Source organism: Bacillus sp. T3, assembly GCF_033449965.1.
Lineage (GTDB): Bacteria > Bacillota > Bacilli > Bacillales > Cytobacillaceae > Bacillus_BU.
The window spans coordinates 430,771-445,867 of record NZ_CP137761.1 but is presented as its reverse complement, the minus strand read 5'-3'; the positions used below and the strand labels follow the sequence as shown (position 1 = coordinate 445,867).

Below are 15,097 nucleotides of genomic sequence, written 5' to 3'. Positions count from 1 at the left end.
GGCTTGTTTTTTTATGAAACCGAAGCTGGGGCTTGTTTTGGTGTTGGTGATGGCATTGATTTTTCCAAATCGGGGTGGCGTTGCGGCAGCCTGGACTGGCAAAAATGTGATTATGATGGTGATGGATGGGACGAGCTCGAATGCAGTAACATTGGCGCGCCTGTACAAGGGTGGGCCGCTCGCGCTTGATGGAATCTTAGTTGGTGGTGTGAAAACGGCCTCGTTGGCCTCGGCGATTACCGATTCACCAGCTGCCGGGACGGCGCTTGCGACTGGTCATAAGACTCTTGATGATGTTGTTGGCATGGTGCCAGGGATGGACAATAAAAGCCTTGTTCCTGGCCGTGAACTTAACTGAGGCGGCGAAACAAGCTGGGTTAGCGACTGGAATTGTATCGACATCAGAAATTCAGCATGCGACACCAGCGTCCTATTCGGCACATAGCACTGGGCGCGGCAATTACCATGATATCGCTGAGCAGCAGGTGTACCAGAAGCTTGATGTGGTATTGGGTGGTGGAAAAAGTTCGCTGCTGGCGAAGAATCGTGCCGACCAAGAGGATTTACTATCGGAAATTAAACGGTTTGGCTATAAGTTTGTGGAAACAAAGTCTGGCTTGAATGCGGCGGTGCAACAAGGCAAGGCCGATAAGGTGTGGGGCAGCTTTGCCGAGAATGCATTGAGCAACCACTTTGACCTGGAGTCGTTGACACCTGAGCAGCCGAGTCTTGCTGAGATGACCGAAGCGGCAATTGACGTTTTGGCTCGGAAGAACGATAAGGGATTTTTCTTGTTTGTCGAGGGTAGTAAGGTTGATTGGGCTGCACATAAGAATGATCCTGTTGGAATTGTAAGCGAAGTGCTCGGTTTTGATGAAGCGGTTGGAAAGGCGCTGGAGTTCGCGCGCAAAGATGGCAACACGATGGTGATTGCAGTAGCCGATCACGGAAACAGCGGACTGTCGATTGGGAGCAGTGCGACCGATCATACTTATATGAAGTCGCCAGCAGACTTGTTCGTGAAACCGTTGAAGAAGGCCGGAATGACATTAGAGGGTGCGATGGCGACGATGATGCCGAATCGCTCCAATTTAGATGAGGTGGCGGCCCGCTACGGGTTGAAGGATTTGTCACGCGATGAGTGGCGTGAGTTGAAACGCACGAAGGATGTTGAGGCGGAGCTTGCGCGGCTGTTAAGTATGCGGGCCAAGCTTGGGTTCACGACGCATGGGCATACCGGTGAGGATGTGTTCCTGTATGCGTACGGACCAGGCAAGCCGAGTGGGCTGATTGAGAACACAGAGGTTGCACATGTGATTGCGAGAAGCTTAGGGGTTGGGTTGAATGGTGAAGTCGGTGGAAATGGTGGTAGTGGTGGCGCGGGGGCTGGTAGTGGTGCGCCGAGTGGTGGCGGCGGGACTGCAGCTGGTGGCGCAATAGAGTATGTGGCAGCACAAGAGTATTTTGCCGGAAAAGGATATTCGGTCGAGCTGCAGGGACGACTGACGTCGAATCCGGCTTTTGTGGCGAAGAAAGCGAGTGAGACGCTCGAGTTTCCGGAGAATAAGAATTACTATTTGAAGAATGGTATGCAGGTGGAGTGTGAGGCACCGAATGTGTTTGCGGGCGGGATGTTTTTTGTGGCGCTGAACCCGTGAGTGTGCGATGGAGTGCGGAGCGCCGAATGTGTTTGCAAGCGGAACGATTTTTGTGGCGCTGAACCCGTGAGTGTGCGGTGGAGCGCGGAGCGCCGAATGTGTTTGCAGGCGGAACAATTTTTGTGGCGCTGTACCCGTGAGTGTGCGGGGCGATGTGGTGGGGCGCGCTATCCCCTTTTTGGTGGGGTTATGGCAGGAGGCGTATGGCTTCCTGTCATTTTTGTTGTCGTTCGTGTGGGGCGTGGCTTTTAACTGCCCTATTTTACAAAAAAGATTTTGAGAAATTTGAGACGAATAATCGTGGGCATTGCAGAAAAGGCAACTAGCATTACGGCACTATTGACCAAAACCTGGCTCGAGCTCTGACAAAGTGGTCAATAGAAGGGCTCTATTGACCAAATCCTGGCTCGTCCTCGGGCAATGTGGTCAATAGAAAGGCTCTATTGACAAAATCCTGGTTCGTCCTTGGGCAATGTGGTCAATAGAAAGGCTCTATTAACCAAATCCTGATTCGTCCTCGGGCAATGTGGTCAATAGAAAGGCTCTATTGACCATATCCTGGCTCGTCCTCGGGCATTGTGGTCAATAGAGGGTGCTATTCACAACAACAACAGCAAATTTTACAGTTGGATCCCCCTTTACTCTATAGTCACGTTTATTTCGTTTGAAATAATTTAAAATTTTCTAACTATTTAGGAGGATTTTGGATTGTTTTAGCGAAATAGTAATGGAGATGATGAAGGAAGGGAGAGGCTATTTTGCATATTTTAATTTTGATTGCGGTATTGTCGTTGCTCTTGCTCTTCTTTAGTTTTTTGTTGGTGTATTCGAAGGTTGTCCGAAAGACGATGACGAAGTTTTTCATCTTTTTGGTTAGCTTTTTTTTGATGGCGTATCCGGTGTTATCGACGGTGTATGGAGAGCTTGCTCGTCCTTGGTATAGTAAGAGTACAGAGCTTGGAGTGGCTTTCTTGTTTACTTGGGTGATGACTGCTATTATTTTTGTTTTTTCAATTGTGTTTAGATATAAGCAGCAGGAGGAAGATGAGTTTTATTTGTTGTAGTATGGGTGTGTAAGCGTTTGATTATGTTCGAACGATATAGCGTAGCCCGCCGGGATTAGTTGAGATCTTGGCGGGTTTTTTGGTGTGGTTTAACACTGTTTTTTTGGGACAGAGTTGTGACATTGTCTACTTTGACCGATAAAATGGGAAATAAGGTCGATAAATCCAAAATAGGGCCGATAAATAACCAAATAAGGTCGATAAATCCCAAAATAGGGCCGATAAACAGCACTGGAGCAGAAACAGACCCGCCGCCGCCCCACCAAACTCTCCAAAAATCTCGTCATTAAGCCTCTAACCATGCCTCGATTAGGACAAAAAACCTTTTCAATTACCTATTTTTAAGAAAAAAGCGGTTTCGTTGGGGGATTATGATTTCCTCTCTCCTCGGTGCGGGGATTTTCTTCTTTATTTTTGTTATAATTAGAAATATTGTCTTTTTGTCTAAAGGCTCGATAAGTTCAACTAGCCATCAGCGGGAAAATGCCCCCACTGTTGGAGGTTTCACTTTTGTTAAAGGGGTTGGTTGTTGTGGCGACCATTGATGAATATACGGCGGAGCTGTTGAATCAAGCGGCTCGGGATTTGAAGGGGCTGTTGCGCCCAGAGGTTGAGGAGCATTCGAAGCTGGTACAGAAGGGGCTGATGTTGTTCCGGCAGCGTCTTGTGTACCAACTGAGGTTTGAGGGCGATTTTGTAACAGCGCAGGTGCAGGATGTGACGCCGGTGTCGGTGCGGCTCTCCTTAGATGATATGGTGGCGAGTACGTGTTCTTGCCCGTTTGATGGATTTTGCCGACATAAGATGGCTGTGTTTTTTCAGGCGTTATCAGCGGGTGGCAGTGTTTCGAGTTGGGTTGAGGATTGGCGCGGGCCACTGAAGGCGCAGACCGCGGAGAAATCGGCGGCGACACTTGCGGGGTTGAAGACGGCTCGGGATTTGCTGAAGTCGCAGAAGCGGATGACGGCTGAGGCGAGTTATGAGGATTGGACGGATACGTTTCATGAAAGCTTCCAGTCGATTATGTATGGGCAGGGGCGGCCGAATCCGTACGTGGTGCCGGATTTGTATATGGTGTATAAGCGCCGGATTAAGGCGGATGCTCCAGTTGAGCAGGAATGGCGCTATTTGTATGATTTGGTGTTCAGCGTGGAGTCGTTCCTGAAACTGGCGGAGCTGAGTGAGGAGTATGGGCACACGGCTTACATGGTCGATCGCTATTATCGGCATTTATTCCATGAGTTGATTGAGGATGTTGAGGAAGCGATTGTACGGATGTCAATTTCGTCGATGCCGTTTGCGTTTGATTTGTTTATTGAAAAAATAAAGGATGTGGCGCGGGCGCTGCTTGTGGTCAATAAGGTCGTCGAGTATGAGGGCATTCAGTTGTACCTGGGCGCTGTGGACGAGTTTGTTGAAGAAGTCGGGCTGGCGCAGTGCGGAGCGAGAGTGGCTTGAAGGGTTGTATACGAAGGCTGCTGGTGATTTTGCGGTGACGATGGGCTTGGTGCACATGCAGGTGTTGGCGCGCCAGGATGAAGCTGCACTTCGGATGCTGGGCGAGTTGTCGACGCGAATGGTTCCTTATTTGCTGTATTGGGTCGAGTACTTGAGTGAGCAGAATGATTGGCGCCGCGTCGGACCGTTTGTGGATTTATTTGTCGGGCGGCTTAATCCTTATTTGAATGATATTGGCGAATATGATGCTTGTGTAGATTTTACGGGAATGGCGCTTGATTTGGTGTTTCCGTATTGCGAGGCAGCTGGGCGCGGTGAGTTGCTGGAGCGGACGATGATTCAGAGTTTGCCGTACAGCTATCGTGTCTATGATTCTTTTTTATATAAGGAAAAAGAGTTAGTGAAATGGGTTGAGCTACAGGCATATATCGGGGTGGAGCTGGAGTATTTGGATAGTGAACGTTTGAAGGATGTGCTGAAGCTCGAGCCGGCTGCCCTCCTCCCCCTTTATCATCAGGCGATTCAGGCAAGTATTGATTTGAAAAATCGCACAGGTTACCGCCAGGCGGTGCGGCTTTTGAAGAAGGTGCGGACAATGTACAAGAAGCTTGGGCGATTGGATGATTGGGAGCGGTTCTTTGAGCTGCTTCAGGTCCAGACGAAGCGATTGCGGGCGTTCCAAGAGGAATGTGTGAGGGGGAAATTGGTGCATGCTTAGATGGAGATTCATGGTGGCAAGTGCTAGTTGCAGGTTTAGGACAGGAAACATCGAGCTTTCCCTCTTGCCTAATTGCTATCAGGAAAGCGGGTGTTCCATAGATGCTTAAGTCGAGGTATGTTAAGGTTTGTCTCCATCCGATTGAAGGCGGGCGCTATTTCTTGCGGGCGGTGGAGGAAGATGATGTAGCGCCGCTCGATGTGGCGACTTGGAAGAATTCTTTATTTTTCCATCATGAAGAGAGCTATTACGGAACGATGGTGGAGATTAAGGAGCTGGAAGGCCAGTATGGTGTGGTGATTGATGGCTGGCAGCTAGCGACGTTGCTAGCAAAGGAGCCGTTCAATCGGTTTATTGATTGGGACTGGGATGATTTGGCGCATGTGTTTATGGCGGCGGCGCCGGCGCTGTTGGAGTCAGTTGAGGAGCGCGATTGGCTGCCGGATTTTGCGGCTTGGGAGCAGGGTGATGTGTTCCGCTGGGCTGTGCCAGAGCGTGTGTTGGATGAGTTTGGCGATAGTTTTTGGGAGCAGCAGGTTGTGTTCGGTGCTGGGTTGAGTGTGGTTGTGGATGAGGGTGATGGTGAGGCTTTGCGTGGCGGGCTTGATGGAGTTGCTGCGACTGAACGTGTCGGGCTTGGCGAGGATAATTTCGTGGGTGCTAGCGGGGAAGCAAATATTGTTGATTTTGCTAGTGAATCTGGGGAGATCGCGGTTTCCGACGAAGTAGTCCTTCCTTTGAAGCGTATCATCGAGAATTGGTTTAATGCAGCGCTTGATGCATATTTGGAGCAGGATGTGGCGATGAAGGAGCTGTTTGGCGAGAAGCTGGAGCATTTGCGTGAGCAAGGGCTACCGTCTGCAGCGCTGGCGCATTATTTCGATGAGGAAAGCTGGTTACAGTGGATTGGGCTGAAGGACGATCCGACACCGTTTACGGTTGGGCTCCAGCTCGAGGAGCCGGCTGAAGTCGACCAAGAGTGGAGCTTGAATGTGTTTCTGCGCGGGAAAAATGGCACGGAGCAGGTGGAGCTGTATACGCTTGGGGATATTGATGGTGGGTCTGTTCCGAAATCGTGGTTGCCGTTTGTGGAGCGAATTGAAGCTGAAGAAGCACGTTGGATTGGGCTGTTTCCTTGGCTTGGTGGCAAGCGTGGGCGCTTGACGAAGGTGCTGACGGAGTTTGAGGCGTGGGAGTTTTTGACCGAGGCAAGCGAGACGTTGGTTGCCTTAGGGGTGGAGATTCTGCTCCTGGCATGGTGGCAGGCGATGAAAAATGCGAGCTTGAAGGTCAAGGCGCGCGTAAAGGGTACGTCGAGTCGCGGGCCTTCGTTTGTCGGGCTGCAGCAGCTGTTGGATTATGATTGGCGCTTCTCGATGAATGGCGTGGAGCTGTCTGAGGCGGAGTTCCAGCAGATGGTAGAAGAAAAGCGACGGCTGGTATTTGTGCGTGGGCGTTGGATTAAGCTCGATCCGCAGTTTATTCGGCAGATTCAAGATTTAATGAAGAAGGCAGATAAGCAAGGGCTGCATGTGCGCGACTTGTTGGAGCAGGAGCTGCTGGCTGATGAAGCGGGCGATGAGGATGAGTTAGAGAATCCGAAGGCATTTGCGCGAATTCAGATTGAGCTCAATCGGCAGTGGAAGCAGATGGTGCGCCTGTTGTCTGAGACGAATGAGATTCCGGAGGTGCCGGTACCTAGTAGTTTTGCGGGTGTGCTCTGGCCTTACCAACAGTTTGGGATGAGCTGGCTGTGGTTTTTGCGTCAGGCTGGGTTCGGTGCGGTATTGGCCGACGATATGGGACTCGGAAAAACGGTGCAGCTGTTGTCTTATTTACTTTTAGTAAAAGAAGAAAGCGGCGAAGGTTCGGCTGCGGCTGGGCCGGCTTTGATTGTTTGTCCGACGTCGGTGCTGGGGAATTGGCAGAAGGAGATTGAGCGGTTTGCGCCAGGTGTTTCGGTGTATTTGCATTATGGGTCTGGGCGGTTGAAGGGCGACGAGTTTCGGGCGCGCGCGGAGTCGGTGGATATCGTGCTGACGTCCTACGGTTTGACGCATTTGGATTTTGAGGATTTTGAGGCGTTGTCGTGGAGTTCGATTGCGATTGATGAGGCGCAGAATATTAAGAATGCGGGGACGAAGCAGTCTCGTGCGGTGCGGAAGCTTTCGGGTGGTCATCATATTGCGCTGTCGGGGACGCCAATGGAGAATCGGTTGAGTGAGTTGTGGTCGATTTTTGATTTTGTGAATCATGGGTATTTGGGGAGTCAGGGTCAGTTCCAGAAGCGGTTTGTGGGGCCGATTGAGAAGGATGGCGATAATGCGGCAGTTGAGCGGCTGCAGGCGTTGATTCGGCCGTTCTTGTTGCGGCGGACGAAGCGGGATCAGGATGTGGCGCTGAATTTGCCGGATAAGCTGGAGCAGAAGGAGTATTGTGCGTTGACGGCGGAGCAGGCGTCGCTGTATGAGCAGCTGGTGAAGGATACGTTCGGTCAGATTGAGAGTTTGAGCGGGTTTGAGCGGAAGGGCCTAATTTTGCAGATGTTGGGTCGGTTGAAGCAGTTGTGTAATCATCCGGCGTTGTATTTGAAGGAGGAGCGGCCGCGCGGGGTGTTGGAGCGGTCGACGAAGATGGAGAAGCTGGTTGAGTTGGTGGACGCGGTGCTTTCGGCCGATGAGAGTTGTTTGATTTTTACGCAATATATTGAGATGGGCGAGATGATTCGCGGGTTGTTGCGGGCGAAGTTTGGTGTGGAGGTGCCGTTTTTGAATGGTTCGGTGCCGAAGCAGCAGCGTGATGTGATGATTGAGCGGTTCCAGGCGCGAGAGTTTCCGTGTTCTTGCTGAGTTTGAAGGCTGGCGGGACGGGGCTGAATTTGACTGCGGCGAATCATGTAATTCACTACGACCGTTGGTGGAATCCGGCGGTGGAGAATCAGGCGACGGACCTGGCGTACCTGGATTGGGCAGGATCGATTCGTGCATGTTCATAAGTTGATTAGTACGGGGACGCTTGAGGAGAAGATTGATGCGATGCTCGAGAAGAAGCAGTCGCTGAATGATCAAATTATTCAGAGTGAGAGCTGGATTACGGAGTTGAGTGGAGCTGAGTTGGAGGAGTTGTTGGCGCTTGGGTGACAGCTTATTCAATGAGGTGAAACCTGCGGGGCTGCGAGAGCTTAGTTAGCGGAAGTCCTAGCATTGCCCCGCTTCCCTGTTCCGTAGTGAAATATAAATTTGTTAGGCGTTTCTGGCAGGTGATTGAGTTGCTGGAGCGCCTTTTTTGTGGTTTTTGGGGTTGGCTCTTTCTTAAAATAGGTAATTTTTAGGGGTGGATGGGGTGGATGACATTTTATCGGTCGCTTTGGCAAATTTATCGGTCGTATTCGGATTTTTATCGGTCGCTTTTAGATTTTTATCGGTCGCTTTTGCAAATTTATCGGTCAATGTGGAATATGTCACAAGGAGATTCACCTCCATCCCACTTCCATGAAGGGTTGTAGCCTTTAAAAACAGGAAATTTTAAGGATTGCATCTGTGTTCTGGCTGAGTTGGGTTAGGAGCATAATTACGGTTTTTAGGTGGGTTGGTCGTTGGATCGTGGCGAGGTTTTCGACTTTATTTGGGTGTTTAACGCAGCACAGTACCTGGGGACAGTCCCCACAGATACAAAAAAAATAGACCGAAAAATCGGTCATTGGTTTCTTACTATTCGGTTGATTGCCTTTATATCGCCTTCTTGTTGAATCGAACGGGATGATAGTACATCAATTGCATCTTGTTGCTTCTGTAGTTTGACCATTACCTTATCATTGTTGTTATCGATATGTTTTTCGAGGTTATCGAAGTAAGGAGCTAAACCTTGGATTAACGATTCCTTGAGGTGGTCGACCTTTTCATTCGTATGATCCACTTTACCTTCTAAACGAACTTGGCCATCTTTAAGATTGATGATGTCCATTTGCACACCCTTCACGTCGGTCTGCAATTCCTTCATGTCGGACTTCATCTCTTTCATGTCTGTTCGCATTTCTTTCATTTCGGATAATAGCTGGTTTAATATTTTTTCCATCACAAATCCTCCTGTGCTTTGTTCTATTATAACAGCATGGGATGATTTTTGAACCTGATGTTTGCTAGGTTGCTTTGGATGCTCTAGCTTCTAAATGTATTATATCAAATACGAACATACGTTTCGACGCGTCGATCAAAACAACACTTTTTGTGGAAATAACAGATCTGATGTCCGCCACCTCAAGATGGATAAAGGCACCTTACTTCTCCACTGTTTTCGCGATGACTGCGCCAACGAGCAATCCCCATACGGGTGCGCTGATGTGGAAAAACGATAGATTGGATAAAGCAATGACGAATGCAAACAATGCACTCATGCGGTATTTTTCGCCTGAGAAGCCTCTCTGCAAGCTAGAAAGCAGAACTCCAATTAAGGAAATGCCGGCTGAACATCGACACAAAGGCTTGTGGTAACGATTGGATAAAGGGAACAATTTTCCAAGCAAACACCCCAAACAAAACGGTTAGGATTCCTGATACGACTGAAGCGATGTACCGCTTCTGTACGACCCCCGCTTCTGAATTAGAGCATATCGCGGTCATCATGCCTGCGATATTGGCACTTTGCCCTCCCAAGAAGCTCGCTATAATCGAAAAGATTCCACTAAAGGTTACAATTTTTTGAATCGGCGGTTGAAATTTTGAGCTTTCAAGCGCTCCAATTCCTGGCTGCCACATCATTACTTAAAATCAGCATCGCGAGCGGCAACGCCAGTGTTACGAACCCCATCCACGTAAATTCCGGCATTTGTAGAGTAGGGATAGCAAAAGAAAACCCGCTGGAAGAGATCGTGAAATCTTGGGTTAACAGCAATGTAATAAAGGCAACAACGACCGATATCATGACGGCTGGAATCCGTCTTGAGAATTTCATACTGATTAAAAAGCTAATTAAGGTTGCAGCACCAATAATCGGTAAATCCTTTACGTCTTGAACAATCTTCACCACATAATTGGCCACAAGACCTGCTAACATCGCAGAAATGACTTCAATTGGAACCCATTTCATCATTTTTGTAAAAAGACCCGTTAAGCCGATAAGTAAAATGAATAACCCAGACATCACATATCCACCAATTAGCTGTGGATACGTAAACTGTGCTGTCATGGTGGCTAAAAAGGCGACCCCTGAAATCGAGTGGCCTCCCGTAATCGGAACTCTAAATAAGAGTGGCAAAACGATCCCAAATAACCCGCCAAAGAAGTATACGGCAAAAATCCAATTGATCGTTTGCTCACCAGTGAACTGTCCTGCCTTCGCTGCTTGTAAAATAATTAATGCTGGGCCTGTCATGATCAACGTAAAAGAAATAAGTCCAGCTGATACATTTTGGCTGGTAAAATCTTTTAAGAAAGATGTCTTGTTTTTTTCTTGCAATGAATCACTTATTGGTTCATTTGTTCGTTCTGGCTGTCCCATTTTGTTCTCCCTACCTGTTCATAATTTTTTTAAAAAAAGTCTGATCTATTTTATCTAACGGTTGATGAAAATTTTATTTACTACCGATTGCTTTTAAACTGTGCTTACCTAAGAAACTACCTGTTTGTATGTTACTATAACATTTTTTCTCTGACTTAGGTTTGTTAGGGACTTAATTTCATATTTTTGGTGGTTGAAGCGGAGCGAGTTTATCGACCTTATTTGCTGATTTATCGGCCCTATTTCACCGTTTATCGGCCCTATTTTGAATTTATCGACCTTATTTCACAGTTTATCGGTCAAAGTGGAATATGTCACAAGGAGATTCCAGGTTAGGGGGTTCATAAAAAAGGTAATTTTCAAGGGGGCGAGGCTAGGGACGGTTTTATCGGTGGTTATTAGATTTTTATCGGTCGCATTTTGGTTTTTATCGGCCGTCATTCTGGATTTATCGGTCGGTTTTGCAAATTTATCGGTCAATGTTGATTTTGTCACAAGGAGAGAGCAGCTCCGCTTCCCCTCTGATTTCTACAAAGTTAGGGTTATTTTTATAGAGATTGCCCCAATCACACTGTGTACATTAACGCGGTAAATATTTTCTCTTTTGTCCAATCAATTAGCGCCGATTTCTCATAGTTTAATATGGGAGGTGATGAATGAAAATGGTGAAAATTTTTATTGATCCTGGGCATGGCGGGTCAGATCCTGGCGCAATCGGAAATGGATTGCAGGAGAAAAATCTTACGTTACAAATTGCCACTACTCTACAAAATATTCTATTAAATGAATATGATGGCGTATCACTCCTCATGAGTCGGACAGGCGATCAGACTGTTAGTTTAAGTGAAAGAACGACTGCAGCCAACAATTGGGGAGCAGACTTTTATATGTCCATCCATATTAATTCTGGTGGAGGGACAGGCTTTGAAAGCTATATTTACCCGGGAGTTGGAGCCCCGACGACCACCTATCAAACGATCATCCACGATGAAATTGTTAAGGTAGTAGATTTTGCAAACCGAGGTAAAAAAACAGCAGACTTCCACGTGTTACGAGAATCAAATATGCCAGCCATGTTAACTGAAAATGGATTTATTGATAATAGCACTGATGCTAGCAAATTAAAATCAGGTGCTTTCTTAACGACAATTGCTAGAGGTCACGCGAATGGATTAGCACGAGCTTTCAATTTAACGAAAAAGCCAACTGTTCTGTATAAGGTTCAAATCGGGGCTTTTAGTGTTAAAGCGAATGCGGACAACCTTGCAACAGAAGCCAAGGCAAAAGGATTTGATGCCGTTGTTCTACTAAGAGATGGCCTATACAAGGTTCAAATCGGCGCGTTCTCTTCGAAAGAAAATGCGGATTCCCTTGCTGCTAAAGCAAGAGCAGCTGGCTTTGATGCGATTGTTTATGCGGAATGAGGTTAAGGAGCTAGTGGTGTTTAACGCAGTAAAGCGCTGGGGGACAGTCCCCCAGCGCTTTAATGCGTTAAAATTTGGAAATATACGGAATATCTCATCACGTTATTTTAATTTTTTTATATACTACAGTGTGAATTAATTGGTTGCTGAATAATTACAACCGAATTTTATTTATTTTAAAGGGAGATGTTTGATTTGGTAGTTGGCTTTTTACGAGAGAATAAAATTGCTGCTGTGCTTTTAACATTGCTTCGACTTTATCTTGGTTACTCCTGGTTAACAGCAGGCTGGGAAAAGTTAACTGGAGGAGGCTTCGATGCAACAGGATATTTGAAGAACGCTATCGCTAATCCAGTCAAAGGACCGGACGGCCATGTGGTTTATAGCTGGTATGTCCATTTCTTAGAAAATGTTGCTCTCCCACATGTTGATTTCTTTAACACGATTGTTCCATTAGGGGAATTCTTAATTGGACTTGGTTTAATTCTTGGTTGCTTAACAACTGCAGCCATGCTCTTTGGATTAGTCATGAACTTTTCATTTTTCTTAGCTGGAACCGTATCCCACAACCCAACCGATATTTTCTTAGGGTTCATCATCCTGTTCGCTGGGTTTAATGCAGGGAAATATGGCTTAGACTACTGGGTCGTTCCATTTATCCGTAAAACGATATTAAAAAAAACGGATTAAGTTAGGTGCAAAGGGCGGTTCTTCTGCTTCCGAAGAACCCTCCCCCTACTCCTGCTAACTCAAGTATTTGGACCATGGCTTGAATAGATAAGCTACTAGTTGGGTTGGGCCTGGAATGGTTGGGAAGAAGAGGAGAATGGTGGCTAGAATCCAGCCAGTGATGAGCAAAAGTAAGAAGATTTTTTTCTCCTTGCCCTGCTTCCGTTGCATTTTGGGCCATTCGTAAAGAAACATACACAATATGATGATTGTTACCAGGAGAATGAAGCCTACTTTCATTTTCCTTTCACCTCTTTGTCTGGAACTGCTGTTGGTTCTGTTGATAGTCCAGGTCTTAATACTTTTACCGTAATGTCATAGCTCACTTCGATATCGGGATATATGTCCTTCCAGTCTGCCTTTGCTTGCTTCCACGCTTTTGGATACTTGCGCTGAAAGGCTCGGTTAAATTTTAAGACGTCGACTTGCAAATCCTGTTGGACCCTTTCGACGGTTTGTTTGATCCGGGTTTCCAGCCTTTCTTCTAATTTTTTTTCAATCATTTGAATCGTCTCAGATTTGCGAATGTCTAACGTACTGGCATTTTGAACGAGGTCATCTTCCGTTTTGCATTGGATTGTGATGCTCCATTTTCCATTCTTGATGTTTGGGATGAGCTTTGTATGGGAACGAATCAAGAATGATGTGATCTTTCCGTTTTCGTCATCGACATCAGCGGTTATTGTGGCGAAGTCTACTTCATCTCGAACCCAGAGTATCCCTCTCGTAAGCGAATCATCCAGCCTTTCGATCATTTTGTCTTCCTCAAAAACGGCGACACCGTTTAGTGCTAATTGCGTTTTCCCCTTCATTTTTCCTTTTCCCTTTGAAGTTTCTGTCTTCACGTATGGCAAGAGTGCCCCTCCTGTTTCATTGGACATCATTTGCATTAACTGGCTCATCGTCACATCCATGCTGATTTGAAATTGTGATAGCTCATTGAGCGTATCGGACGCGCTGTCCTCCAAGTGCGGGACGCTCGGGAGAAAATCCTTTGCCTCGCCTTCACAAACGAACACCTTGTTTCTTAACCGAGCATCCAGTGTACGGGCAAAAAAATCCAGATGTTCTCTGATGCCTTTTTTGGCCATCTTTTCGCCAAATACGGTGGCGTCGGCATGGCCCCAGAACAGGGTTCTAGCGATTTTTTCCTGCATTTTTGTCCTAGCTGCAGCGATTGTTTCTCCGGTTGCTGTTTCAACGAATGTTGCTCTCGCACCCGGATTCCCCCTTCTTTTCTGAAGGCAGAAAAAGCTTCCGGGATCACGATTTCAGCGGAAAGCTCGATTTCATTCTCGTTGATGTAATCAATTCCGGTGCTTAAAACAATGGCTACATCGTTGATTTCTCTTCGGTCCCAACAGCCTGTTAACAGAATGGGAACCACCCACACCATAATCAGAGCGAATCTCTTCCCTATTTTATTAAAAAGAAGGCTGTTCATCTTTTGACCCCTGTAGTTTGCGGTTTATTTTTTTGCGGATCAAGGTGATGAGTAATAGGATGCCTGGGAGGACAATGTGCATGAAAATTAAATAAAATACTAGGGCTGTTCCTAGGAATTCCTTTAAGGCTGTTAGATTCGGAGCTGACCACATTGCTACACAGACTAATAGGAAGCCCAGTGGCAGGACCATTGTTTTGTATTCGGACAGGTTGAGGAGCTGGGCGAATCCTAGAGCCAATACGTAATAAAAGACGGATATTTTGATAAAGGTTCCTAAAATCCAAATCGCCATGACCACTGATTCTAGATGCTGGAAAAATTCAGCAATGCTGACGTATCGTGCTGCGTTCATCACGGGATACATCAGATCGGAGGTGATTTCTCCGAAAACTAGTAAGGCGACTAAGTTGGTTAAGACTAGAATAAATAGGACGCTGATGACGGAAATGTTCGCCCATTTCGTTGCCTTTTCCCGGTCATTGATATACGGCAGGATGAAGGCGATCAGAAAATATTCGCTGAACCAAGCACCCGGAGTGGTTGCCCCCATCATCGAAGGCGTAATCCCGTTTTCAAACATCGGAAACATGTTTTCAACCTTTAAATCTCCAAGCAGAAAAATCACAATGATGAGCCAAAGGGTGATGACCATTGGCACAAAATGCTGGGCAGTCCTTGCAATCGTCTCGAGCCCACCGCGAACGGAAAAGGCACAGACGAGAGCCATGCTGCCAAGAATCACCGTCATAGGTGTTTTAAACAAAAAACTCCCTGCGATAAATTCTCCATATTCTCGTAAAATAATTCCATTTACGTGGAGGTAGGTAAAGATATAGCCAATGCCGATGAGCTTACCTGGAATCTTGCCGACAATTTGCTGGGCGTATTCGATGACAGTCAGATTCGGATAGTGTTTATGTAAGAGAATGGCCAACAATACGGCGAGATGGCCCATGAGTGAGCCCCAAACCTGGGATAGCCACATATCCCGTTCGGCTTTTGCCGCTGTGATGGACGGGATAATCAGTAGTGCTGTGGCGATAATCGTTGGGTTCATCATGACCGCCAATTGAAACGATGAGATTCTTCCTCTTTCGATCATG

15 protein-coding genes and 1 pseudogene are annotated in these 15,097 nt (G+C 46.9%); 9 read left to right on the top strand and 7 right to left on the bottom strand.

The features are described 5' to 3' along the window. The first annotated feature begins 13 nt into the window (after positions 1 to 13). The 7 genes and pseudogenes from RGF10_RS02370 (at position 14) to RGF10_RS02340 (ending at position 8,393) form a co-directional block, all read left to right on the top strand. Complete coding sequence (locus tag RGF10_RS02370; RefSeq protein ID WP_318506949.1) at positions 14 to 358, top strand: alkaline phosphatase; 345 nt, start codon at positions 14 to 16, stop codon at positions 356 to 358. After that, complete coding sequence (locus tag RGF10_RS02365) at positions 333 to 1,658, top strand: alkaline phosphatase (protein ID WP_318506947.1); 1,326 nt, start codon at positions 333 to 335, stop codon at positions 1,656 to 1,658. The genes RGF10_RS02370 and RGF10_RS02365 overlap by 26 nt, the downstream gene beginning before the upstream one ends. 758 nt (positions 1,659 to 2,416) lie before the next feature. Then, complete coding sequence (locus tag RGF10_RS02360; protein WP_318506945.1) at positions 2,417 to 2,722, top strand: hypothetical protein; 306 nt, start codon at positions 2,417 to 2,419, stop codon at positions 2,720 to 2,722. Positions 2,723 to 3,232: 510 nt separating this feature from the next. Further along, positions 3,233 to 4,180, top strand: coding sequence for an SWIM zinc finger family protein (locus RGF10_RS02355; RefSeq protein WP_318506943.1), 948 nt, complete (start codon positions 3,233 to 3,235; stop codon positions 4,178 to 4,180). Continuing rightward, positions 4,137 to 4,898, top strand: coding sequence for a hypothetical protein (locus tag RGF10_RS02350; RefSeq protein ID WP_318506940.1), 762 nt, complete (start codon positions 4,137 to 4,139; stop codon positions 4,896 to 4,898). The genes RGF10_RS02355 and RGF10_RS02350 overlap by 44 nt, the downstream gene beginning before the upstream one ends. Positions 4,899 to 4,999: 101 nt before the next feature. Further along, positions 5,000 to 8,038 (top strand): annotated as a pseudogene (locus RGF10_RS02345) (DEAD/DEAH box helicase). Positions 8,039 to 8,240: 202 nt separating this feature from the next. Beyond that, positions 8,241 to 8,393, top strand: coding sequence for a hypothetical protein (locus RGF10_RS02340; RefSeq protein ID WP_318506938.1), 153 nt, complete (start codon positions 8,241 to 8,243; stop codon positions 8,391 to 8,393). Positions 8,394 to 8,594: 201 nt separating this feature from the next. On the opposite strand, the gene RGF10_RS02335 is transcribed toward RGF10_RS02340, so the two are convergent. The 4 genes from RGF10_RS02335 to RGF10_RS02320 all read right to left on the bottom strand — a co-directional run bounded on the left by RGF10_RS02335 (position 8,595) and on the right by RGF10_RS02320 (position 10,394). Beyond that, positions 8,595 to 8,972, bottom strand: coding sequence for a hypothetical protein (locus tag RGF10_RS02335; RefSeq protein ID WP_318506935.1), 378 nt, complete (start codon positions 8,970 to 8,972; stop codon positions 8,595 to 8,597). Positions 8,973 to 9,174: 202 nt separating this feature from the next. Continuing rightward, positions 9,175 to 9,375, bottom strand: coding sequence for a benzoate/H(+) symporter BenE family transporter (locus RGF10_RS02330; protein WP_318506933.1), 201 nt, complete (start codon positions 9,373 to 9,375; stop codon positions 9,175 to 9,177). After that, a complete protein-coding gene (locus RGF10_RS02325) occupies positions 9,326 to 9,655 on the bottom strand; it encodes a benzoate/H(+) symporter BenE family transporter (RefSeq protein WP_318506930.1) in 330 nt (109 codons plus the stop codon). The genes RGF10_RS02330 and RGF10_RS02325 overlap by 50 nt, the downstream gene beginning before the upstream one ends. Further along, the gene (locus RGF10_RS02320) at positions 9,624 to 10,394 is read right to left on the bottom strand and encodes a benzoate/H(+) symporter BenE family transporter (protein ID WP_318506928.1); all 771 of its coding nucleotides are present in this window, start codon (positions 10,392 to 10,394) and stop codon (positions 9,624 to 9,626) included. Before RGF10_RS02320 ends, RGF10_RS02325 begins: the two co-directional genes overlap by 32 nt. A gap of 662 nt (positions 10,395 to 11,056) precedes the next feature. Here RGF10_RS02320 and RGF10_RS02315 point away from each other — a divergent pair. Continuing rightward, a complete protein-coding gene (locus RGF10_RS02315; RefSeq protein WP_318509305.1) occupies positions 11,057 to 11,818 on the top strand; it encodes an N-acetylmuramoyl-L-alanine amidase in 762 nt (253 codons plus the stop codon). Positions 11,819 to 12,013: 195 nt separating this feature from the next. Then, complete coding sequence (locus RGF10_RS02310) at positions 12,014 to 12,508, top strand: DoxX family membrane protein (protein ID WP_318506926.1); 495 nt, start codon at positions 12,014 to 12,016, stop codon at positions 12,506 to 12,508. A gap of 54 nt (positions 12,509 to 12,562) precedes the next feature. Here RGF10_RS02310 and RGF10_RS02305 read toward each other — a convergent pair whose 3' ends face one another. From RGF10_RS02305 to RGF10_RS02295, 3 genes are all read right to left on the bottom strand, one after another. Then, on the bottom strand, positions 12,563 to 12,787 hold the full coding sequence (locus tag RGF10_RS02305; RefSeq protein WP_318506924.1) for a hypothetical protein: 225 nt from the start codon (positions 12,785 to 12,787) through the stop codon (positions 12,563 to 12,565). Beyond that, on the bottom strand, positions 12,784 to 13,725 hold the full coding sequence (locus tag RGF10_RS02300) for a Ger(x)C family spore germination protein (protein ID WP_318509303.1): 942 nt from the start codon (positions 13,723 to 13,725) through the stop codon (positions 12,784 to 12,786). The genes RGF10_RS02305 and RGF10_RS02300 overlap by 4 nt, the downstream gene beginning before the upstream one ends. 246 nt (positions 13,726 to 13,971) lie before the next feature. Next, positions 13,972 to 15,096 carry a GerAB/ArcD/ProY family transporter gene (locus RGF10_RS02295; protein WP_318506922.1) on the bottom strand — a complete coding sequence of 375 codons (1,125 nt, stop codon included), beginning with the start codon at positions 15,094 to 15,096 and terminating at the stop codon, positions 13,972 to 13,974. Position 15,097: the final 1 nt, after the last annotated feature.

What these genes read in the sequence shown, in the direction of transcription:
- RGF10_RS02335 (WP_318506935.1), bottom strand. Translation starts at nt 8,972, where the DNA reads ATGGAAAAAATATTAAACCAGCTATTATCCGAAATGAAAGAAATGCGA.
- RGF10_RS02320 (WP_318506928.1), bottom strand. Translation starts at nt 10,394, where the DNA reads ATGGGACAGCCAGAACGAACAAATGAACCAATAAGTGATTCATTGCAA.
- RGF10_RS02325 (WP_318506930.1), bottom strand. Translation starts at nt 9,655, where the DNA reads ATGATGTGGCAGCCAGGAATTGGAGCGCTTGAAAGCTCAAAATTTCAA.
- RGF10_RS02315 (WP_318509305.1), top strand. Translation starts at nt 11,057, where the DNA reads ATGGTGAAAATTTTTATTGATCCTGGGCATGGCGGGTCAGATCCTGGC.
- RGF10_RS02370 (WP_318506949.1), top strand. Translation starts at nt 14, where the DNA reads ATGAAACCGAAGCTGGGGCTTGTTTTGGTGTTGGTGATGGCATTGATT.
- RGF10_RS02295 (WP_318506922.1), bottom strand. Translation starts at nt 15,096, where the DNA reads ATGATCGAAAGAGGAAGAATCTCATCGTTTCAATTGGCGGTCATGATG.
- RGF10_RS02305 (WP_318506924.1), bottom strand. Translation starts at nt 12,787, where the DNA reads ATGAAAGTAGGCTTCATTCTCCTGGTAACAATCATCATATTGTGTATG.